At 65.4% G+C, this 21,293-nt stretch carries 18 protein-coding genes and 1 tRNA gene; 8 read left to right on the top strand and 11 right to left on the bottom strand.

Annotation, left to right across the window (positions count from 1 at the left end):
- Positions 1–55: 55 nt before the first annotated feature.
- From FVP33_RS06630 to FVP33_RS06620, 3 genes are read right to left on the bottom strand one after another with little or no spacing between them, the layout of a single operon-like run.
- Positions 56–829: an SDR family NAD(P)-dependent oxidoreductase gene (locus tag FVP33_RS06630; RefSeq protein ID WP_147782827.1), complete on the bottom strand. Its 774-nt coding sequence runs from the start codon at positions 827–829 to the stop codon at positions 56–58.
- A complete protein-coding gene (locus FVP33_RS06625; RefSeq protein ID WP_147782826.1) occupies positions 826–2,310 on the bottom strand; it encodes an FGGY-family carbohydrate kinase in 1,485 nt (494 codons plus the stop codon). The genes FVP33_RS06630 and FVP33_RS06625 overlap by 4 nt, the downstream gene beginning before the upstream one ends.
- Positions 2,307–3,107: a DeoR/GlpR family DNA-binding transcription regulator gene (locus tag FVP33_RS06620; protein WP_147782825.1), complete on the bottom strand. Its 801-nt coding sequence runs from the start codon at positions 3,105–3,107 to the stop codon at positions 2,307–2,309. Before FVP33_RS06620 ends, FVP33_RS06625 begins: the two co-directional genes overlap by 4 nt.
- Before the next feature lie 158 nt (positions 3,108–3,265).
- On the opposite strand from FVP33_RS06620, the gene FVP33_RS06615 reads away from it, so the two are divergent.
- From FVP33_RS06615 to FVP33_RS06600, 4 genes are all read left to right on the top strand, one after another.
- Positions 3,266–4,084, top strand: a complete 819-nt coding sequence (locus FVP33_RS06615) for a BtpA/SgcQ family protein (protein WP_147782824.1) — start codon at positions 3,266–3,268, stop codon at positions 4,082–4,084.
- A 9-nt stretch (positions 4,085–4,093) separates the two neighbouring features.
- Complete coding sequence (locus FVP33_RS06610; protein WP_187270602.1) at positions 4,094–4,879, top strand: inositol monophosphatase family protein; 786 nt, start codon at positions 4,094–4,096, stop codon at positions 4,877–4,879.
- A 208-nt stretch (positions 4,880–5,087) separates the two neighbouring features.
- Positions 5,088–5,816 carry an SGNH/GDSL hydrolase family protein gene (locus FVP33_RS06605; RefSeq protein ID WP_147782822.1) on the top strand — a complete coding sequence of 243 codons (729 nt, stop codon included), beginning with the start codon at positions 5,088–5,090 and terminating at the stop codon, positions 5,814–5,816.
- 202 nt (positions 5,817–6,018) lie between these two features.
- Positions 6,019–6,237, top strand: a complete 219-nt coding sequence (locus tag FVP33_RS06600; RefSeq protein ID WP_147782821.1) for a hypothetical protein — start codon at positions 6,019–6,021, stop codon at positions 6,235–6,237.
- On the opposite strand, the gene FVP33_RS06595 is transcribed toward FVP33_RS06600, so the two are convergent.
- Positions 6,219–6,824: a TetR/AcrR family transcriptional regulator gene (locus FVP33_RS06595; RefSeq protein WP_246142205.1), complete on the bottom strand. Its 606-nt coding sequence runs from the start codon at positions 6,822–6,824 to the stop codon at positions 6,219–6,221. The genes FVP33_RS06600 and FVP33_RS06595 overlap by 19 nt on opposite strands.
- A 67-nt stretch (positions 6,825–6,891) precedes the next feature.
- Between FVP33_RS06595 and FVP33_RS06590 the strand changes: the two genes are divergently transcribed.
- Positions 6,892–8,328 (top strand): MDR family MFS transporter, encoded by a 1,437-nt coding sequence (locus FVP33_RS06590; RefSeq protein WP_147782820.1) that lies wholly within the window; start codon positions 6,892–6,894, stop codon positions 8,326–8,328.
- A 601-nt stretch (positions 8,329–8,929) separates the two neighbouring features.
- On the opposite strand, the gene FVP33_RS06585 is transcribed toward FVP33_RS06590, so the two are convergent.
- The 5 genes from FVP33_RS06585 to FVP33_RS06565 form a co-directional block, all read right to left on the bottom strand.
- Positions 8,930–9,586, bottom strand: coding sequence for a histidine phosphatase family protein (locus FVP33_RS06585; protein ID WP_246142204.1), 657 nt, complete (start codon positions 9,584–9,586; stop codon positions 8,930–8,932).
- A gap of 214 nt (positions 9,587–9,800) precedes the next feature.
- Positions 9,801–9,874: transfer RNA gene (locus tag FVP33_RS06580), tRNA-Met, on the bottom strand.
- Positions 9,875–9,922: 48 nt separating this feature from the next.
- On the bottom strand, positions 9,923–10,783 hold the full coding sequence (locus tag FVP33_RS06575) for a class I SAM-dependent methyltransferase (protein WP_147782818.1): 861 nt from the start codon (positions 10,781–10,783) through the stop codon (positions 9,923–9,925).
- A 4-nt stretch (positions 10,784–10,787) separates the two neighbouring features.
- On the bottom strand, positions 10,788–13,628 hold the full coding sequence (locus FVP33_RS06570) for a UPF0182 family membrane protein (RefSeq protein WP_147783207.1): 2,841 nt from the start codon (positions 13,626–13,628) through the stop codon (positions 10,788–10,790).
- Between the two features lie 132 nt (positions 13,629–13,760).
- Entirely contained in the window at positions 13,761–14,873 is a 1,113-nt protein-coding gene (locus FVP33_RS06565; RefSeq protein WP_147782817.1) for a YlbL family protein, read from the bottom strand.
- A 102-nt stretch (positions 14,874–14,975) separates the two neighbouring features.
- Here FVP33_RS06565 and FVP33_RS06560 point away from each other — a divergent pair, with 102 nt between their 5' ends.
- Complete coding sequence (locus tag FVP33_RS06560; RefSeq protein WP_147782816.1) at positions 14,976–16,355, top strand: zinc-dependent metalloprotease; 1,380 nt, start codon at positions 14,976–14,978, stop codon at positions 16,353–16,355.
- 264 nt (positions 16,356–16,619) lie between these two features.
- Positions 16,620–17,531, top strand: coding sequence for a hypothetical protein (locus tag FVP33_RS06555; protein ID WP_147782815.1), 912 nt, complete (start codon positions 16,620–16,622; stop codon positions 17,529–17,531).
- Here the strand turns inward: FVP33_RS06555 and FVP33_RS06550 are convergent.
- Positions 17,431–19,143, bottom strand: a complete 1,713-nt coding sequence (locus FVP33_RS06550) for an ATP-dependent helicase (protein ID WP_147782814.1) — start codon at positions 19,141–19,143, stop codon at positions 17,431–17,433. The two genes, FVP33_RS06555 and FVP33_RS06550, sit on opposite strands and share 101 nt — an antisense overlap.
- The gene (nudC, locus tag FVP33_RS06545) at positions 19,107–20,069 is read right to left on the bottom strand and encodes an NAD(+) diphosphatase (protein WP_147782813.1); all 963 of its coding nucleotides are present in this window, start codon (positions 20,067–20,069) and stop codon (positions 19,107–19,109) included. Before nudC ends, FVP33_RS06550 begins: the two co-directional genes overlap by 37 nt.
- Before the next feature lie 79 nt (positions 20,070–20,148).
- Here nudC and FVP33_RS06540 point away from each other — a divergent pair, with 79 nt between their 5' ends.
- Positions 20,149–21,144, top strand: coding sequence for a phosphotransferase (locus tag FVP33_RS06540; RefSeq protein WP_147782812.1), 996 nt, complete (start codon positions 20,149–20,151; stop codon positions 21,142–21,144).
- Positions 21,145–21,293 lie beyond the last annotated feature (149 nt).

Here is a 21,293-nt window from a genome sequence, read left to right as displayed (position 1 = left end):
CGGTTTCGTGTTGTTGTTCTCGTTGCGTGTAGCTGTGTCTTGGATACTCATGCCATTAGTCCATGAATGCCCCGCCGTTCACGGCTAGCGATTCACCGGTCATGAATCGGGCATCCTCGGAGAGGAGGAAAGCCACAACTCGAGCAACGTCCTCGGGCTGTTCAAGCCGCCCGAGGGGTGTGTCGTCGATCCACGATTGCTTCACGCCTGCCGCAGTGGTCCCCCGCAGGCTCGCCTCCCAATCAAGCTCTCGCTCTTGCATGGGCGTCTCGACGTACCCGGGGCACACGCTGTTCACGATGATGTTGTGTTCGGCGAGTTCGAATGCCATCGCCTGGGTGAGCCCGACGACACCGAACTTGGATGCGACGTAGTCGGAGAGGTAGGGAACCTTTCCTTGTTTGCCGGCCATCGACGCGGTGTTCACAATGGCACCCGCGCGGTTGGTCCGCACCATTGCGCGGGCTGCTGCCTGCCCACAGACGAAGACCCCCTTGAGATTGATCTCCAGCGTCTTGTCGTAGCGCTCGATCGGAAGGTCGAGGAACTTCTGCATGAACGAGATACCGGCGTTACTCACCCACGCATCAAGGCCAAGCCGATCGGCAACGTCGTCGGCCACCCGCTGAGCGTCGCCGGGGTCGCTCACGTTGAGCCGGGCAAACTCATGCCTTTGGCCGGCCGAATCATCAAGAGCTGCGCAGGCTGCCTCTGCGGCCTCCTCATTGATGTCCGACACCACTACTTGCCACCCTCGGACTGCCAGAACGGTCGCGATAGCGCGCCCGATTCCGGACCCGGCCCCCGTGACTACGACGGTCTTGGTCATGATCGTGTTCTCCTTGCGATTGAGTGGGAGATCGGCGCGACTGCCGACCCGAGTGCGAGCCATTCCTGATAGGCCTGGCCGTAAATGAGGACCTTTGCCGGGTCCGGAACAACTGGCTCACCAAGCCTGAGAAAACGTTTCGTGTCTTCCCAATTGCTGATCGCGCCGACCCCGACTGCTGCGATAAGCGCTGCGCCAAGCGATGCCCCCGGATGGTCGAGGACTGGGTACATTTCCGTCCCGAGGACCTCGGCGTGAATCTGCTTCCAGAGGGTGGACTTGCTGCCGCCGTTAGTGATCATCACCCGGTCGAGTTTCATGCCGATTTCTCGGAACACGTCGGCATTGTGTCGGAACCCGAAGGCAATCGCCTCGAGAACGGAACGGTACAAATCTGCACGGGTGTGCCCGAGGTGGAGCCCGGCGAACGTACCGCGGAGGTCTGGGTCGTTGATGGGGCTCTTCTCGCCAAGGAAGTACGGAAGACACAGCAGGTCCGCCGGCGGTCGAAGGGCGGCCTCTTCATCGAGACGCAGCAGGTCCGTGCCACCGATAAGCGACTGGTACCAGCGAATCAGGCTGCCACTAGTGGCCATGCAGCCGTTGGGGAGCCAGCGTCCGGGCACAGGGTGAGCGTCCAGGTACAGACGGGGATCGACGATCACGCGATCACTCGCTACGAGAATGTCGCCAGCACCGCCGAGCTTGACCAACCAGTCGCCCTCCTTCTCAACTCCGGCAGCGAACGCAGAGAGTACATGATCAGCTCCTCCGACGATCAATGCTGTACCGGCAATCAGCCCACAATCGTTTGCTGCGGTCGCGCTGAGCACCCCTGCTCGATCCCCCGGAGAAAGCACCGCGGGAAGAATGTCTCTTTCGACCTTTGCGGCGTCGAGCACGCTGGCCAGGGGTTGCGTGTCGAGGCCGAAGAGCCCGGATTCGAGCGCCCAGTTGAGCTCAACATGGGGTTGAGCTCCGAGAGCGAGCAGGATCCAGTCATACGAGCCCATCAAGTGCGTGGTTTTGGCCCATACGTCCGGCTCGTTGGCCTGAATCCATGCTGCTGTTGGAGCAACGGATTGCTGAGTGAGTGCCGAGCCAGTAAGGGCGACCAGATCGATGACTGCGAGCAATTCGGTCAGCTCGCCAATCTCGACGGTGGCACGGGCGTCGTTCTGCAGGATTGCCCGGCGGAGCGGTCGCCCAGCCCGGTCAACCGGGATCACGGCGGGAACCATGCCGGAAGCAGAAATTGCGACGACATCCCGGGGGCTGATGCCCGCCTCGACAACGACCTGTCGGATCGATTCCTGTACGTTGCGTAGCCACTGAGCCGGGTCGGCCTCGGCGAAACCTGGTCGCGGTGAATAGAGGGCAGACTCGCGCGATGCCTGGGCCACAATGCCCGCTTCCGTGTCGAGCAGGATGGTCTTCGTGCCAGTCGTACCGAGGTCGATGCCAATCGTGTATCGGCTCATTTCATCTTCCCCTGGCTCGTCGTCGTTGAGTTGCGAACGCACACGACCTCGACGCCGGCGTTCGTTGCCGCGACGAGGGTTGGATCCGCTGGATCACCGTCTGTCACCAACACGCCGATCGCACTGAGGGGAGCCACGCTCATCAGCTGGACGCGACCCAGTTTCGTCTGGTCGGCAACGACGATCACGCGATCAGCCGATTTCGCGGCTGCCTTCTTGACGTTGCCTTCCTCGCGGTGATACTCAGAGACCCCCCGATCCATGTCCACGCCGGCGATGCCCATTACGTAGGTGTCGCAGTTGTAACGCGCGAAAGTCTCTTGCGTCTCGGCGCCAATCAGGCTGAGCTCCCCGGGACGCACGAGACCGCCGGTCAAAAGGACTGTGGTGTCCGGTTCGTCAGCGAGCTCAATCGCCACGAGGATGCTTGGAGTGACGATGGTCAATCCCAGTCCACGACCCTTGATCGCTCTGGCGACTGCGAGGACGGTGCTGCCACTGTCCAAAATGACGGTTTCGTGCGGTTGCAGGAGTTGGACCGCGGCCTCAGCCAGACGAACTTTCACAATCGCCGCAGCAGCGGAGCGCGCTTCGAACGGCGGCTCAGAGGACTTACCGACCAGGGCGATCGCCCCGCCGACGATTCGCCTGACAACCCCCTTGTTTTCAAGATTGTCTACGTCGCGCCGAATGGTCATCTCTGAAACCCCGAACTCAGAGGCCAGCGACACGAAATCGATCTCACCAGTGGCGAGCACACGAGTCTCGATCAACGCCCGCCGCGTTTTAGCTTCCATAGCTACACCCTAAGGTCAAGTTGTTACATCTTCACACTATTTTTGTTTCAGAAGTGTAAATTGTCATCAGATTGACGACGAACGATGTGAAACACTAACATAACGAATGCGTCCCCCAAAAGATACGGCGGACGCGAAACTCTACGAAAGGCACTGACATGAGCAACTGGCTGGACGAAATGTTTGCCCCCCAGAAACCAGTCATCGCGATGCTCCACCTCACCGCGCTGCCCGGTGATCCGGGTTTCGACAGCCGAACAGGTCTCACTGCCGTCATTGAACGCGCGAAGGAGGAACTCGATGCTCTCCAGGGTGGTGGCGTCGACGGGATCATGATCTCCAACGAATTCAGCCTGCCTTACCTGACCGAAACAGAACCGATCACCGCGATCACCATGGCACGCATCATTGGCCAACTGCTCCCTGATATTCAGGTGCCATTCGGAGTGAACGTGCTCTGGGACGGGCGCGCCTCGATCGACCTCGCCGTGGCCACCGGTGCCAAATTCGTTCGTGAAATCTTCACCGGCGTATATGCCAGTGACTTCGGCCTGTGGAACACGAACATCGGAGAGGTGGCCAGGCACCGGGCACGCATCGGGGGTTCCGACGTCAAACTCTTTTTCAACATCGTGCCCGAATCCGCGACCTATCTCTCGGGACGGGATCTGGCCTCTATCGCCCAGACCACCGTCTTCGCCACTCTGCCGGATGCGCTGTGCGTCTCAGGACTGACAGCCGGAGCACCAACCGATTCGCAGTCACTCGCGCTCGTCAAGGCCGCAGCGGGCACTGTTCCCGTCTTCGTGAACACCGGCGTCCGCGCGCACAACGTGGCGGAGCAACTCAGTGTCGCCGACGGCGCCATTGTAGGCACTTACTTCAAGAAGGACGGCGTGTTCGAGAACAGGGTCGAGAAGTCACGTGTTGAGGAGCTCATGTCAGAAGCCCGCGCGTTCCGGTCCACACTCCACTGAACAACAGTGATGTCGTTAGAACCGCTGCCGAAGCTAGCGGATCTGCTGCAGATCGCGATCACTGCCGCGACCGCTGGTGCGGAGGAACTCACAGCTCAGTCTGGGGAGCCCTTTGAGACTCACACCAAGGGCGAAATCGGCAATCTCGTCACCGACGTTGACGTCGCGGCAGAACATCGAGTTCGGAACGCAATCGCGACGAGACGTCCAGATGACCTCGTCAGTGGAGAGGAATTGCCAGACTCCCCCGGCGCCCGCGCTACGGTCCGCTGGAGTATCGACCCACTCGACGGAACCACCAACTACATTCGCGGCTTGCCGTTCTACTGCACGTCAGTAGCCGCCTGTTCAACGTCAACGGGCAAGTGGCTCGTAGGCGCTGTCGTCGCTCCAGCCCTAGGAGTGACCTATTTCGCCTCGCTCGGGGGCGGCGCCTGGATGTCGCGCGGCGGCCGCGACGCCGTGCGCATTAGTGGCCCGCCGCCGGGCAGAGCGAGTCGTCTCCTCGGAACCGGATTTTCGTACTCGCGAACCGTGCGCGAAAATCAATACGCGCAGTTACCGGAACTCATGACGACGTTTTCGGACCTAAGAAGATTTGGGTCGGCAGCTCTAGAAATCTGTTGCGTTGCCGAAGGAACACTCGACGCATTCCATGAATCCGATCTGTACGAATACGATTGGGCGGCCGCAGCGCTGATCGCCGAGGAGGCAGGTCTCTCCATAGTCAGACCGTCAGTTCAGGGTGCCGCGATGAGCGCGACCCGGCGAACAGTCCCCCCTAACAATGGCTGACAGGGCCGGTCCGGAGGGCGCTCGTCAGCAGAGTTCGCCGGCAAAGCGAAAAGGCCCCATGAACCGCGAAGAGAGTCGATCACATGTGGTGCTCCCGGAGGCTCGGTGAATCTGCCGCGCACATTCCCACCGCACTCTCCGTCGTATGAGCGGGAATAGGTTGTCTCCCCGACGTCGCCTCCTTCTGGCCCTGATCATGCGAGTTTGGTTGGCTTTTCAGCAGGCAAACAACAATCAATGGACACCGCGTCCACGCGACGCGACGACAATCTCCATCACCGGTCTCGAGCCTTACAGAGTGCTGATCTTCGGTTCCGGTCCAGCAGTCGGGTGGGGTGTGGTGACAAACGAAATTGCCCTACCTGGCTCGCTCGGCCGCGCATTATCTCGCAGGACCGGACGCGGAACCACGGTCGAACTCGTCGCCGACATGGGGATCACCGCACGAAACGCACTGCCGATATTGTGCAAGATCGACGTATCCCGTTTCGATGCGATCGTTTTCATACTCGGCGCAAACGACGCCGTCAGGTTGATTCCACTGGCGAAATGGCAGAACCGACTCTCTGAGATACTTAGCTACATCTGCCAGAGATCGTCGCCCCCATTACCTACCTTTGTGACCGGCATCCCCCCGATCGAATCAGTGCCTGGCTTTGAGACACGAATCGGCATGATCGTCGCCGCCCATGCCCGGCAGATGAACAGCACGACGATTCGAGTTTGCAACTCCGCACTCAGCGCAACATACGTCCCTTTGGCCGGCCTGGAAACGACAAACGCCCCGAAAGTACGCGACGGCCGAACCTACCGAGAGTGGGCCAACACCATCGCAGACATCATCGCTCAACAACTCGTGACCGTTCAAGAACACGAATTTTCGATGCTTCCGCCTGAAGACGTTCACGGCGAGGATTCGGGAGTTCACATTCCGTAGCTGCGGCCGCTCAGGGAACGATGCTCACGATCGTCAAAGGCGTCGCTCTGAGTTTTTGGCGGTTCTCAGTGATTGTCGTTGTGAATTGCCCCGGGGTTGTTGGAGGTTCCGAATCGGTCAAGCCCCGTGCGGTGCGGGTAGAGATCCGATCAGATGCGCAGTGCCTCTTGAATTACATTGCAGACCCACGCTTCCGCAGAGCGTGAGCGATTTCGGCGGTGGGTTCGAAGTCGTGCATCGTCGCTTCCAGCCGTGTCTGGGCCAGCCGGTCGATCTCGAAAGTCTGAATCCCGCCGCGGAACTCACCAGCGACCTTCGCATCTTGAGGGCGCCGGACAGGTCTGGATTCGCCTCAGCAAACAGCGTCCTGGATTCTCCAGATGGCGGCCTGGCCGAATTCGCTCACGGCGTGGACCCCTGATTGATGAGGGGGAGAAAGATGGTGTCGACGATCTCGATCATGGTTTCGGCAGGGATGGCCTTGAGCGTCATCAGCGCTTCGTGGCGGAAAAGATCGAGCGGCAGGGCAATGATTCGAGGAGTCACCCGCGCGGTGCTAATTTCACCGCGTTCGATGGCTCGCCGCACGATGGTTTCCATCACGAGGGTGCGATCTCGGAGAATCTGTTCGCGCAGTTCGGCGGGCGTCGTTCCGCTCTCCTGGTGATAGGCGGCAAGCTGCACGCTTATGACGGCAGCAATAGTCGAACGCGTCTCGTTGGCCTGCGTCAGCAGGGCAAGCACGTCCCCGCGAAGACTGCCCGTGTCCGGGATGGGCTGCGAGGTACGGGTCAAGAAATGCTTTATGGCTGCGACGACCAACTCTTGACGATTCTGCCAGCGGCGGTAGATCACCGGCTTGCTCGTGCCCGCTCGCTCAGCCACGGCGTCAAATGTGAACGCCCCGTACCCGCCCGAGACCATCTGCGCCCAGGCGGCATCCAGCAGGGCGTCCTCCAGCTCGCGGCCGCGGCGCCGCCTGGCAATGCTCTCAGTCTCTAGATCCACTTGCGTATCGTACAGCCCGGTGATACTTTGGCCCAAGGTACTAGTTCGTATCTTATTGGAGAAGAGCATGAGCACCGCACCAACCAAGGAAAAGGTCGACCCGAAGGTCATGCGGGTCGCGATGGTGCTCATCGTCGGCGGTTTGGCGGTTGTTTTCGACACGACCATCGTGAGCGTGGCCCTGCACACCCTCGCCATCCAGCTGCACTCCTCTGTGGCGACAATCCAGTGGGTGAGCACAGGGTATCTGCTGGCACTCGGCGTTACGATTCCGCTGGTGAGTTGGGCTCAGAACCGCTTCGGCGGCAAGCTGCTCTGGATGTTCGCCCTGATGGTTTTTTTGGCCGGTTCGATCGGCTCCAGCCTGGCCTGGAGCGCGCCGAGCCTGATCGGTTTCCGGATCGTTCAGGGAGTTGGCGGCGGACTGATGCTGCCCCTCATGACGACGCTGGTGATGCAGGCCGCGGCCGGCAAGTCGCTGGGACGGACGATGTCGGTGGTCAGCCTGCCCGCGGTGCTTGGGCCGATCCTCGGCCCGGTCCTGGGCGGGGTGATCCTGAACTGGCTCGACTGGCGATGGTTGTTCTACGTCAACATTCCCTTCTGCGTAGTCGGGTTCCTTCTGGCCTGGAAGATGCTGCCCACCGACCCGAGGATGGCGCAACGACCGCTCGATGTGCTGGGATTCATCGCCCTCTCCCCGGGCATCGTCGGAATCCTCTACGGGCTCTCCAATGCCAGCAACACGAATGGATTCGCCCGGCCGGATGTCTACGGGCCGCTGTTGGCCGGCGCTGCGCTGCTGCTCACCTTCGTGATCCATGCGCTGCGGCGTGGTGACAGCGCCCTGGTTGATATTCGCCTCTTCACCCACCGCGCCGTGGCGTCAGCATCCGCCCTGCTGTTCCTCTCCGGCGCGGCCTTGTACGGAGCGATGCTGCTGCTGCCGCTGTACTTCCAGCAAGTCCGCGGCGTCGACGCGCTCGGTGCAGGCCTTCTGCTCGTGCCGCAGGGCATCGGCACCTTCTTCAGCCGGTCGCTCGCCGGTCGGTTGACCGACACCCTCGGAGCCAAGTGGGTCACTCTGATCGGCTTCGCAATCGTCGGCGTCGCAACCGTGCCCTTTGCGTTTGCCACCGCGAGCACCAACGATTGGATCCTGATGGCCGCACTCCTCGTCCGCGGTTTCGGGCTCGGCGCAGTCACCATCCCACTCATGACCGCCGCCTTCGTCGGACTCGACCGATCGGATGTGGCACACGCGAGCATCATCACCCGCATCGCCCAGCAAGTTGGCGGCTCATTCGGCGTCGCGCTCCTCGCCGTCATCCTCGATGGCGCCCTCGCACATGTCGCCGCAAGCACCCGGTCGGTCTCTTCCGCGTTCGACGAAGCGTTCTGGTGGTCTATCGGCTTCACCTTCATGGCGGTCGTGCTTTCGTTCGCCTTGCCCGGAAGAGCAAGGATACGGACAACGCGCAGACCAGTGACCGCGGTTCGGTAGTTGATGCCCAGATGGGCGAGCGCGCGTTCCCGAAATCCGCTCAAGACCGAGATCACCCGTTAGGCCCGCCGAGGTGATGGCATGGTAGCGGCAGTCTCGGCCCGTGCACCACACGGTGACCTGCGCCGAAGTCGATGCCAAGGTTGCTGCGATTCTGCCACCCAAGTGATGCGGGCCGACTCCCCGCGGCGGCTGTTTCGATGAACTCGGCGGTGTGGGCCAACCCGGCGATTGCGCCACCGAGCAGACCCTTGCCCTTCGACTCCGCGAGCTGGCCGTTCCGCTTGCTCACCTGGCCCTGCGCAAACCTTCCTTAGATGGCCGTCCGGCCGTCGGGGCCGCCACAATTGCGACGATCATGTAGCTGGAACGATCGCTTGCGACGAATGCCACGATCTCCGGCCAAGCTCTGATTCCTTCTCCTCGGCGTCAGCAGTCCCGCTGGATAGGTGGACTAACCGCGAGACTGTTCCACGTCATCGACCAGCGCTACCTGAAAACGTCAAGACGTCATAGTCACCGCGCCTGCCGCACTTAGGGAACCTCAACCCGGGCAAACACGTCGACAGACGTTTCCCGGATGGCTCATTTCATGAAGAGCTCAGGACTCCGAGGGGACCAGGGGTAGCTCGGGTCCGTAGTTCCAAGAAAGGATGGCCGGCTGCTCGCGGTAGAAACTGAGCACGGACACTGATCCCGCATCCAGAGTGATCTGGGCCGCGAAACGTGGGGCCATCCGCAGGAACACGGCCGTCAGGATGCGCAGAAAGTGGCCGTGCGCGATCAGGGCGACATCTCCCTCCGCCATCGCAGGCAGCACTCGCGTAAGCACGCGCGAGGCGCGCGCGGCGACCTCTTCCACTGTCTCGCCGGGCGTCCGCCCGCGAATCACGCCGTGGGTGAAAGCACTCCAGTTGTAGCCGAGCTCGCTGCGAATGTCGCGCGAGGTACGCCCTTCGTATCCGCCGTAGTCCCATTCCACGAGGAGCGAATCGACCTCGGCATGGAGGCCCGCCAGTTCGGCGGTCCGCTGCGCGCGCTGCAGAGGCGAGCTCAGGACCAGTGAGAAATCGTAGCCAGCGACCAACCGACCTGCGCCGCGGGCAAGCTCCTCACCTCGAGCAGTGAGCGGAACATCCGTGAGTCCTGTGTGGCGTCCTTCCTTGGACCACTCCGTCTCCCCATGGCGCAACAAAACCAACTTCCCCGAAGGGTTGTCCGGAGCGGGGCGTTCGGGCAGCGGATCGTTTGTGAGCACCCTCCAACCGTAATCGCGATGCCTCACACATGGCCGAGCCATCGAAACAGCCTGCAGAACAGCGGTCAGTTGAGACCGCCCGCAAACGGGACGGTAACGGACTGGTGCAGGAAATCCACCCCTGGACCGGAGTCTGGACCGGAGGCACCGGAGGTCCGAGCAAAACAAAAGGCCCGGAATCTCAATGATTCCGGGCCTTTCGTGTCGTTCTCTGTTGCGGGGACAGGATTTGAACCTGCGACCTCTGGGTTATGAGCCCAGCGAGCTACCGAACTGCTCCACCCCGCGGCACAAGAAGTAACACTACCACAGCTTGCCAGCGCGGGTCGCGAGCGGTCAGAGTCGGGTGGCCGCGATGCTCATCCCCAGAGGCAGCCACTTCTTCTCCGGCCAGCGCCAGAGGCCCGTCCCGGTGGGCTCGAGCGCCTCGAACATGCGCCAGGGCAGCTCGTAGTGCTCGTGGAAGAAGTCGAGGCGCAGCCCGGCGTCGAGCAGCGCCGTCACGGTCTCGGAGAGCGGATGCTGCCACTCGTAGGTGACCGTGTTCTCGAACAGCGCGTCCCGGTCTGCGTAGTCGTAGTTCTCGTCGACGACATCGGCGACACCGTCGGTGGAATACGGGTAGGTGAACGACGGGAGCACGGTGGAGTCGGTCCGGTCGCTGAAGACGAAGGCGGTCGGATGCCCGTCCGCGAAATACAGGCGGCCTCCCGGCTTGAGGAACCAGGCCACGATCCTGGCCCACTCCGCGACATCCGGGAGCCAACCGATGGTGCCCCAGGTCGTGTAGACGGCGTCGAACGACTCCGGCTCCGGCAGGGCGTGCCGCGCGTCGTAGAGGTTCGCCTCGATGAACCTGGAGCGCCCGGAAAGCCCCACCTCCGCCGCGAGCTCCCGCGCCCGGCGAACTGCCGGCCTCGAGAAGTCGATGCCGACGACCGTTGCCCCGCGCTGCGCGAGAACGAGGGAGTCGGCACCGAAGTGGCACTGCAGGTGAAGGATTCGAAGCCCGCCGACCCCCTCGGGGAAGACCACCGGCAGCTCGGCCTCCTCGATCGGGTACAGCGCGCCCCGGCCGGCTCGCAACCCCGACTGGTCGTAGAACTCGCTCGCGACGTGCACGGGAACCCGCTCGTCCCAGTTCGCTCGATTGGCGTCGAGCCAATCGCCCGAGTCGAGCGCGATCCCGTCGTTCACGTGTCTACTTCTCCAGGGCGAATACCTTGTTGAGGGCCGTCACGAGGGCCTGGTCGGCCGTCGCATACGCGCTCAGGTCCCCAGACTTCAGTGCCGCGGCGCGCGCGGTGAGCGCCGACTGCACGTCGGCCAGCGCCGCCTTGAGCGTGGCGTCGGTGCCCGTCGACGGGGTGGTCGGCGGCGTGGGAGTTCCGGTGGCCGGAGGTGTCGTCGCGACCCCGCCGTCCCCGGCACTCGCCCCGGAGTCCCCGCCGAAGAGCGAGTCGAGCGCCGCGTTGAGGGTGTCCTCGAAGGCGATCTTGTCGCCGAATGACACGAGGATCTTACGCAGCACCGGGTAGCTCGTCTCGGCCGTCGACTCGACGTAGATCGGCTGCACGTAGAGCAGTCCTCCACCGACGGGCACCGTCAGCAGGTTGCCGCGCTTCACCTTCGTGTCACCGCGCTGGAGCAGTGCCAGCTGGTTGGCGACGGCCGTATCGGTGTTGAAGTTGTTCTGCACCTGGCCGGGGCCCGGCACCGTGTCCTGCTTCGGCAGCGCGAGAAGGGTGAGCTTTCCGTAGCCGGAGTCGATCTTTCCCGCCGTGCTGCCGGCATCCGCGTTCGCCGCCAGATAGCCGGTGAGGATGTTCCTCGTGCCGACGCCCTTCGAGTTCGGGATGTAGGTGGAGTACAGGGAGAACGCGGGCTGCTTCGCCCCCGGGAGCTTCATCGTGAGGTAGTACGGCGGCTGGAGCTTCGCCGTCGCCGCGTCGGACACCGGGTCGTTCGGCGTGATCCAGGCATCCGTCGACGAGTAGAAGGTGTTCGAGTCCGTGACGTGGTATGTGCCCAGGATCTCGCGCTGCACCTTGAAGAGGTCGGCGGGGTAGCGCACGTGGCTGATGAGCTGAGCGCTCATCGCGCTCACCGGCTTGACCGTGGACGGGAAGATCTTCTGCCAGGTCTTGAGGATCGGGTCCTTGTCGTCCCAGGCGTAGAGGGTCACCTTTCCGCTGTAGGCGTCGACCGTGGCCTTCACCGAGTTGCGGATGTAGTTGATGTTGTCGAGCGCGAAGTCCGGAGCCGGCGTGTAGGTGTCGGAGATCGCGTTGCTGAGTTGCTGGATCGCCGAGTACGGGTAGCTCGCGCTCGTGGTGTAGCCGTCCACGATCCAGACGACCTTGCCGTCCACGACGGCCGGGTACGGATCGCTGTCGAGCGTCAGGTACGGGGCGACCTTCTGGATGCGATCGACCGGCTTGCGGTTGTAGAGGATCTGCGAGTCGTTGTTCACGCCGTTGGAGAGGAAGATCTGCTCGGACTGGAACTTGATGGCGTAGATCAGCTTCTTGAAGACGCTGTCGAGCTTGGGCCCGCCGTTGCCGGAGAACGTCGTCGTGGCGTTCTGGTTGTTGCCCTGGTCGCCGGCCGGGTAGTCGAGCTCGATCTTGCTTCCGCCCTTGGGGGCGCCGACGATCGCGTAGGTCGGGGAGTCCTCGCCGAAGTAGATGCGCGGCTGGAACTTGCCGAGGGCGCCGGTGCTCGGGATGCCGGACTCGAGGAAGACGGGCAGGCCGTCGCTCGACCGCTGGTTTCCGTAAGCGGCGACGACGCCGTAGCCGTGCGTGTAGACGAGGGTGTTGTTGTACCAGCTCTGCTGGGCACCGGTGTTGGCCTGGTTGAGCTCGCGCACCGCGATGACGGTGTCCTGCGACTTGCCGTCGATCTTGTAGCGGTCCACGTCGAGGTGCGGGGCGAACTGGTAGTACTGCTTGATCTGCTCGAGCTGGGCGAAGGAGTCCGAGACGAGGGCCGGGTCGATGATGCGGATGTTCGCGGTGGTCTCCGCGTCGTTGCGCAGGGCACCCTGGGCGGCCGTCGTCGTGGCGGAATACGGTTCTTCCTTGACGCCGGCGACACCGTAGGCCTCTCGGGTCGCCGCGATGTTCCTGTCGATGTATGGAGCCTCGAGCGTGCGCACGTTCGGCTCCACCTGGAACTTCTGCACGATCCAGGGGTACACCGACCCGATGAGCAGGCCGCTCACGAGCAGGAGCGCCGTGCCGATGATGGGCAGGCGCCAGCGGCCGACGATCGCCGTGATCACGAAGAGGATCGCCACGACCGCGGCGATGCCGGCGAGGATTTGCCGGCCGGGGATCACGGCGTTGGCGTCCGCGTATGACGCTCCCTCGAAGAGGGTGCTCGAGGTCTGGCTGCTGAGAGTCGAATACTGGTCGAGCCAGATGCTCACGGCCTGCAGCGCGAGATAGACAGCACCGATCGTCGCGAGCTGGATGCGCGCGGAGCGCGAGATGCGCACCTCACGGCCGTTGAATCGCAGCGCCCCGTAGAGGTAGCTCGTGGCGAGCGCCGCGATGCCGGAGATCAACACGACGGCCGAGGCGAAGGCCGCCGCCGCTTGGTAGAACGGCAGCGCGAAGAGGTAGAAGGAGATGTCGAGCCCGAACTGAGGGTCGACCTTGCCCGATGGCACGCCGTTGATCCATTCGAGGGCGAGCTGCCAGCGCGAGGAGGTCGCCACCCCGGCGAACAGGCCGAGCACGGCCGGGATGCCATACATCGCGAGCCGGCGGAGCGGCTCGATCACCTGCTGGTAGCGGTCGAGCTGCGGGTTGAGCTTGGCGTACACGGGCCGGAAACGGAACGCGACATCGATGCTCACGAACACGGGCACCGCCATGCCGAAGAAGCCGATGAAGAACATCACGGCGCTCGCCACCCACTGCGTGGTCAGCACGTTGAGGAAGCCCAGCTGGTCGAACCACAGCCAGTCGGTGTACAGGCTCGAGAAGATGAAGAAGAGGACAACCAGAACGGCGAGAACCGCGATCGTCACCAGAACGGTGACCCTCGATCGCGACGCAGGTTGGCGCTCTTCTGTACGGCTGGACGTCACGAGACTGCTCCTGTTTTGTGGCGGATGCTGTGGTCCCTCATCTTAAGGGGTGGTTCTGCGTGGTCACCGCGCCGGTCACCCGGCCGGGCAGGCGAGCAGCGACTTCGTGCTCGCTCCGGTGGAGATCGCCTTGAGCGCGGCCAGGGAGTCGTCGAGCGTCTTCACTGCGAGCACCCGGAGACCGCTCGGGATGTGCCCGGTCACCTCGTTGCAGTTGCTGTAGGGGGCGAGGAACCAGGTCGCGCCGGCGTTCTTCGCGCCGTAGAGCTTCTGCCGGATCCCGCCGATGGCGCCGACGTTTCCGTCGGCGTCGATCGTGCCGGTGCCGGCCACCTTGGCGCCTCCGGTTATCGACCCGGGGGTCAGTTTGTCGATGATGCCGAGCGCGAACATCTGTCCGGCGCTCGGGCCGCCGACATCCTGCAGCTGGATCTTGACCGTGAACGGATAGGTGTACGACACCGCCGGGAAGATGCCGATGATGGGTGCCGGCCGGGGCCCGGCGCTCAGCTGCGGCGTCACCTCCACGCTCTTCGTCTGGCCGCCTCGCGCGATGGCGATGGTCAGCGGAACGCCGGCACCCGACTTGGCGATGATGGCCCGCAGCCCGAGAACGCTGTCGGTCTTCGTGCCGTTGACACTGAGGATGGTGTCACCGTTCTGGAGGCGTCCCTTCGACGGCGAGTCCGGCGAGAAGCCGGCGACGGACAGGGTGCTCGGCAGGGTGTAGCCGAGCCGCGTGAGCGCCGCGGCGATCGCGTCCTTCTGGGAGTTCTGCATGTCGACGGTTGCCTGCTCGTTCGACTGCTTCACCGTCTCGCCGACCGGGTAGATCGAATCGAGCGGGAGCACCGCCTTGCTCCTGTCGAGCCAGGCCTGAGCCACCTCGAACCAACTGGGCGACTGTTGGCGGTCACCGACGACGTTCACCGTGAGCATGTCGAGCGCTCCCGTGGTGGGGTACGTCTTCTCGCCGGGGATCTCGATGAGCGGAACCTGCTTGTGGTCGAAGATGACCGTGCCCAGGGTGTTGAAGACCGGCCCGGGCTGCTCGATGACGTAGGGCGCCGGGACCATGGCGAAGCCGAAGGACCCGAGGAGCGCGCCGGCGAGCAGGGTCCAGCCGACCCAGCGGGAACGGCGCCGAGCGGGCGCGCCGACCGGAGAATCGTCGGTGAAGATCGCCACCGCTGTCCTTTCGCGTGATGTTCGCCACAGGCGCACATCTTCGGGGCCAAGGCACAGGTCAAAACAAGCCGCGTCGAGCGCGCAGCGGCTAGCGTAGTTGCTATGTCTGAAGATTCGGCGCACGACCCGGAAGACGAATTCCGCGACATGCTCAACAAGTTTCTCTCCGGTGACGGCGAGATCGACCCTGAGCGTCTCGCCGCCGCGGCCGGCCTGCCGAACGACCCCGAAATGATTAAGAACCTGATCGGCCAGCTGCAGAACGCGCTGCAGTCGAGCGGCGACGGCATCAACTGGGGACTCGCCCTCGAGCAGGCGAAGGCGATCGCCGCCAAGGACGTCGTCGCCACCACCCCGGCCGAGCGTGCCGCGCTCGAGCAGGCGTTCCACATCGCCGCCCTGTGGCTCGACGAGGCGACCTACATCTCGGAACTGACGGTGCATCCGCGGCTCCTCAGCCGCACCGAGTGGATCACCGCCACCATGCCGATCTGGACGCAGCTGGCCGAGCCGGTCGCCCTCAGCATCGCGAACGCCCTGACCGACGTGCTGCGCGACCAGGCGCCGGAGGAGATGTCCGGCATGATCGACGGCGCGTCGAGGCTCATGCGCAACGTCGGCGGCACCCTCTTCGCCATGCAGCTCGGCCAGGTCGTGGGCCAGCTCGCAAGCGAGGTCGTCTCCGGCGGCGACGTCGGCATCCCGCTGCTCAGCGCGGGCACCGAGGCCGACCAGCAGGCGGCGGTGCTCCCCCAGAACGTTGCCGCCTTCGGCGCGGGGCTCGACATCGAGCAGGACCAGGTGCAGCTCTACCTCGCCGTGCGCGAGCTCGCCCACGCGAGGCTGTTCCGGCACGCGAAGTGGATGCGGCTGCAACTCATGACCTCCATTTCGGAGTTCGCCCAGGGCATCCGGATCGACACCGAGCGGCTCGAGCAGCTCGCGACCGACTTCGATCCGTCGAATCCGGAGGAACTGCGCGAGGCGATGGTGAGCGGGGCCCTCATCCCGCCGAAGTCCGAGGCCCAGCTCGCCGCCCTCGGGCGCCTCGAGACCATGCTCGCCCTGATCGAGGGCTGGGTGGATGTCGTGACCGCCAAGGCGACCACCCGGCTGCCGAAGTCCGGGGCGATCGCCGAGACGGTTCGACGTCGGCGCGCGGCGGGCGGCCCGGCCGAATCGGCGTTCTCCACCCTCGTCGGCCTCGAGCTTCGGCCGCGACGGTTGCGTGAGGCCGCCGCGATGTGGCAGAAACTTACCGACGAGGTCGGTCCGGAGGCTCGCGATGAGCTCTGGTCGCATCCGGACCTCGTGCCGACGTCGGAGGACATCGACGACCCGGCCGCCCTCGTCGCTCGACTCACCGGCCCCTCGCCGGAACCCGACGACATCGACCAGGCCATCGAGGACCTGCTCAACGACACGACGGACGATCGACCGCACGAGGCGCGTGACGGCTCGGCCGACGACCCCTCGCACTAACCCCCGGGCCGGCCCCGCCCCTTCCCTGCCGCCTTCCCCCTTCCCCTTCCCCTTCCCCTTCCGAAATCCATGCATTTCTCGACGACGCGCCCTCGACGGGGTAGTTGAGCGGCGAGTCGGGCAGGAATGCATGGATTTCGGAGGGTGGGGCGACGGGAGACGGCGGAGGCGACGGAGGAGGCGGGCCGGCAAGGCGGGCCGCGCGGCGGGGCGGCCTGTGGACTGCGGGCGACGCCGGGGGGAGCGTCCGCGCATCATGGGCGGATGGTTCTGCGACTCGATCCCCGGCTTCCCCTGCTCTGGCGCACTCCGTCGAGCCTTCAGTTCGGCGTCGACGCGCCGCGAGTCGTGCTCGAGGAGGTGTCCGGCGCCGACGAGCGGATGATCGCCGCCCTGCGCGTGGGCGTGAGCCGATCGGGGCTCGAGATGATCGCCGCGTCGGCGGGCGGCGGCCACGGCGAGGTGGGGCTCTTGCTCGACCGCCTGGGGCCGGCGCTCGTCCCGGCCACCGACGCCGCCCCTCAGGGCAGAGTCACGATCGTGGGCGACGGACCGGCGGCCGAGCACATCGCGCACCTGCTGCGCCGCTCGAACGTGGCCGTGGTCCCCGACGGCGACGAGACGGCCCTCGTCGTGATCGTCGCCGGGTACGTGATTCCGCCAGGGCTCCACGGCCGCTGGCTGGGCCGAGACCTCCCCCACCTGCCTGTCGTGTTCGGCGACGAGGCCGTGCGCCTGGGGCCCCTGGTCGAGCCCGGAATCGGACCGTGCCTCTGGTGCGTCGAACTCGCCAGGACGGATGCCGACCCGGCCTGGCCCGCGATCGCCACTCAGCTCCTGGGCCGTCGCCCGACCGCGGAGAGCGCGCTCCTCGTCGAGGAGGTCGCGGTAAGCGTCGCGCGGCTCGTGCTCGCGAGGATTGCCCCGCCCGAGGGACGAGAGCCCGGCCCGCGAGGAGGCTCCGCCACCTCCCTCGCCATCGGCACCGCGGACGGCGCGAGGCGCAGCACCGTGTGGTGGCCGCATCCGGACTGCCTCTGCGGGGCATCCGGCGGCATCGACTCGGTCGAGGGTGTCAGTCCAGCTCGACGAGGAATCGTGACGGTCGGCGAGCGCCGCCCCGGCCGCCTCCACCGCTCGACCACGACAGGTGCAGTCGGCGACGGGCCCGCGTGACACCGACATAGAGCAGGCGGCGTTCCTCGTCGATGGCCTCCGGCGTCTTGGCGTAGGTGATCGGCACGAAACCGTCGCTCAGGCCGACGAGGTAGACGGTGTCCCACTCGAGGCCCTTCGCGGAGTGCAGGGTCGCGAGGGTCACGGCCGACATCGTCGGTTCGTGCTGGGCGGCCGATCGTTCGAACAGTTCGTCCACGAACGCCCGGAGGGTCGTGCCGCTCGGCGAGGCCTCGGCGAGGCCCATGATCGCGTTGAGGGACTCCCACCGGTCGCGCACCGCACCGCGCACCTCCGGGGCATCCTGGGTCCAGCCCAGCGAGCGCAGAACATCACTTACCGTCTTGAACAGCGGCTCGCGCGTGGCGCCCACGACGGCGCCCTTGAGCATCATGAGCGCCTGCTTCACCTCCTGCAGTTCGAAGAACCTGGTGCCGCCGCGCAGCTGGAAGGTGATGCCGGCGTCGGTGAGGGCGGCCTCGAGCACGGCGGACTGCACGTTGATGCGATAGAGGATGGCGATGTCCTGCGGCTTGGCGCCGCCCGCGATCTGCTCACCGATCTGGGCCGCGACCGCTCGCGCCTCGGCGATGTCGCTCGGGTAGGTGGTGACCGACGGCGTGATGGCCACCGGGGGCTTCACCGCGGCGCGCAGGGCGAGAGCCCCCGGCCGTCCCCGCATGAGACGGTTCGCGGTGTGCACGATCGCCGGTGTCGACCGGTAGTTCTGCTCGAGCCGCACGACCGTTGACTCCCGGTAGCGCGTGGGGAAGCCGAGAAGGTAGTCCGCGGATGCCCCGGCGAAGGAGTAGATGGTCTGGCTCGCATCGCCCACCACGCAGAGGTCCTGCCGGTCGCCGAGCCACAGGTCGAGCAGCGCCTGCTGGAGCGGCGAGACGTCCTGGTATTCGTCGACCACGAAGAAGCGGTACTGCTCGCGCACCTGTTGCGCGACCCGCGGCTCGGTCTCGATCATGCCGGCCGTGGCAAGCAGCACATCCTCGAAGTCGAGCTGTCGGCGGTCGTCCTTGATCGCCTCGTATGCCGAGTGCAGGGCGATCATCTTCTCCGCGGTGAGGAGGGCGGGAAGCGGCCGCTGGGCGACGATCTCCGCGTACTGGTCGAGGGTGAGCCGGGAGACCTTGCGCCACTCGATCTCCGCCGCGAGGTCGCGCAGGGTGGCGGTGTCGAGCTTCAGCCGCAGCATCTCGGCCGCCTGGCCGAGAAGCCTGCCCTTGCTGTCGAGGATGCGGGGCATGGTGCCGCCGATCACCTGTGGCCAGAAGAAGCCGAGCTGCGAGAGCGCGGAGGCATGGAACGTGCGCGCGGCGACGCCCGTCGCCCCCAGCACGCGGAGACGGCCGCGCAGCTCCGCCGCCGCGCGCGACGTGAAGGTGAGCGCCATCACCCGCCCGGGCGCGTACACGCCGGTGGCCACGCCGTAGGCGATGCGGTGGGTGATCGCGCGAGTCTTGCCGGTGCCGGCCCCCGCGAGAAGGCACAGCGGTCCGAGCAGGCTCTCGGCCGCGACGCGCTGCTCGGCGTCGAGGCCGTCGAGGAGGGATTCGGCCGAACTCACTGCTGCCCGTCGTCGATCGGGCCGCCGTACCACCGCTCGAGGATCGCCCGGGCGATCGAGGTGGACCCCGGCAGGAAGATCTCGCCGAGCGAGTCGGCGAGTTCCGCACGACTGAACCAGCGCAGGTCCAGGATCTCGGTTCCGTCCGGTGTGAGGGTGGACTCATGATCCGGGTCGACCCGGGCCGAGAACCCGAGCATCAGCGACGCGGGGAACGGCCACGGTTGAGAGCCCAGGTACATCGGGTCGACGACGCGGATGCCCGACTCCTCGAACACCTCGCGGATCACCGCGCTCTCGAGCGACTCCCCGGGCTCGACGAAGCCGGCGAGCAGCGAATAGCGATTGGCGTCCCACATCGCGTTGTGACCGAGCAGGATGCGGTCCTGCGAGTCGACGATGCCGACGATTATCGCCGGGTCGGTCCTGGGAAAGATCTCGCTGCCGTCATCCAGGTTCCGGCGCACCCAGCCGCCCTGGTCCGGCACCGTCGGGGCGCCGGTGCGCGGCGAGAAGCCGTGCGACGTGTGCCAGTTGGCGAGCGCGAGCGCCGCCGTGAAGAGTCCGGCGTCGAGGTCGTTGAGGGTGTTGCCGACCACGCGGAGGTTCGCCCACGCCGCCGGGTCGGAGTTGAGTCTCACCGCCGCCTCGTCGCCGATCTGCGCCGCGACGATCGGCAGACCGCGGGAGTCCCCGGCGAGCGAGCGTCCGAGGTAGAGCCGCAGCTCGGCATCCGGCACCCGATCGGTCGGGAGGAGGGCGAGGCGACCGTTCGCGCCGAGCAGGGCGTTGCCCTTCCACAGCACGAGCACGCGGGTGGCCGGGTCGCCCCACAGCTCGTCGAACAGGCCCTCCCGGTTACGGCCGAGGTAGTCGCGGTCGAGCGCGTGGCGGGAGAGGGGAAGCGACGAGAACGGAAGGGCGGCCTGCGGCTGCCGGGCTGGGGGCGGAGTGGACATGGGGCGACCAATCGGTGAAGGAGGCGGGAACAGCGTGGCGTTCGTGCCGGCCGGCGACCTACGACCTACCCTGTGAGGTATGGCCAGATCTCATCTCACTCTAGCCGCGCTGGCGACCGCAGCCGTAGCCGGCCTCGACGTCGCGTCCGCCACCAATTTCGGCTCGGGGGCGCACGGCGACTTCGAGGCGGCGTTGCTCACCGGGCGGGACGGCCGGCACTGGATCATCCGGGTCCCCACGTCCGAACGGGCCGAGGCCGAGCAGTCTGCGGATCTCGTGGCGCTTCGGGCGCTCAGCACCGGAGTGCGGGCCAGGCTCCCCTTCAGCGTCACCAACTTCGCCGGCCAGACCCCGATCGGCGGCACCCGCGCGGTCGTCTACGAATTCGTCTACGGCTCGAAGGTGCCCCTCGACTCGATCGAGACCGACGACGGTCTCGCCGACTCGATCGGCCGCGCCATCGCCGCCGTGCATGCGCTGCCGACGAGCTTCATCGCCGACGCCGGCCTCCCCGTCTATACCCCGGTCGAGATCCTGCGTTCGAGCGTCGTGATCATGGACCGGGCCGCCGCGACCCACCTCGTTCCGGCCGCCCTCCTCGGCCGCTGGGAGCGCGCGACCGAGGACTCGGCCCTCTGGCAGTTCGCCCCGACCGTGATCAATGGCTCGCTCAGTGCCGAATCCTTCCTGAGCTCGGACGGCGGCGTGACCGGGCTGCTCGACTGGCACACCCTGAGCGTCGGCGACCCCGCGCGCGACCTCTACTGGCTGCTCGGTGCCCACGGCGAGAACGTGGCGGAGGCCGCGTTCGATGCCTACGCCCTCGCCCGCGGGTCGAGCGACCGGCAGGTCAAGCAGCGCGCGATGCTCTACGCCGAACTCGAGATCGCCAAGTGGCTGCTGCACGGCACCCAGCAGCGCAGCACCGAGATCGTTGATGACGCGGTGGCCATGCTGCACGGCCTCGTCGACACGGTACAGAACGACCTCGAACAGTCCCTGACCCACAACACGATGCCCGTGATGGCCGTGCACGAGGTCGAGGCGATGCTCGACCGCAACCAGCGCGCCTAGCTGTAGCGTCGGGAGGGCATTTCGGCCCGCCTGTCCTCGCAACTGTGCGGCACTCCCTTGCTCCTGACACGCGTTGTGCAGGACGGTGCCGCCGTCCACAGGTGCCCGCCCCGCAGACTCCAGTTGCGCAGGACAGGTTGTGCAGGACG

The organism is Lacisediminihabitans profunda, assembly GCF_008040105.1.
Classification (GTDB): domain Bacteria; phylum Actinomycetota; class Actinomycetes; order Actinomycetales; family Microbacteriaceae; genus Lacisediminihabitans; species Lacisediminihabitans profunda.
The sequence above is the reverse complement of the archived record's forward strand: the minus strand, read 5'-3'. Positions and strand labels throughout refer to the sequence as shown.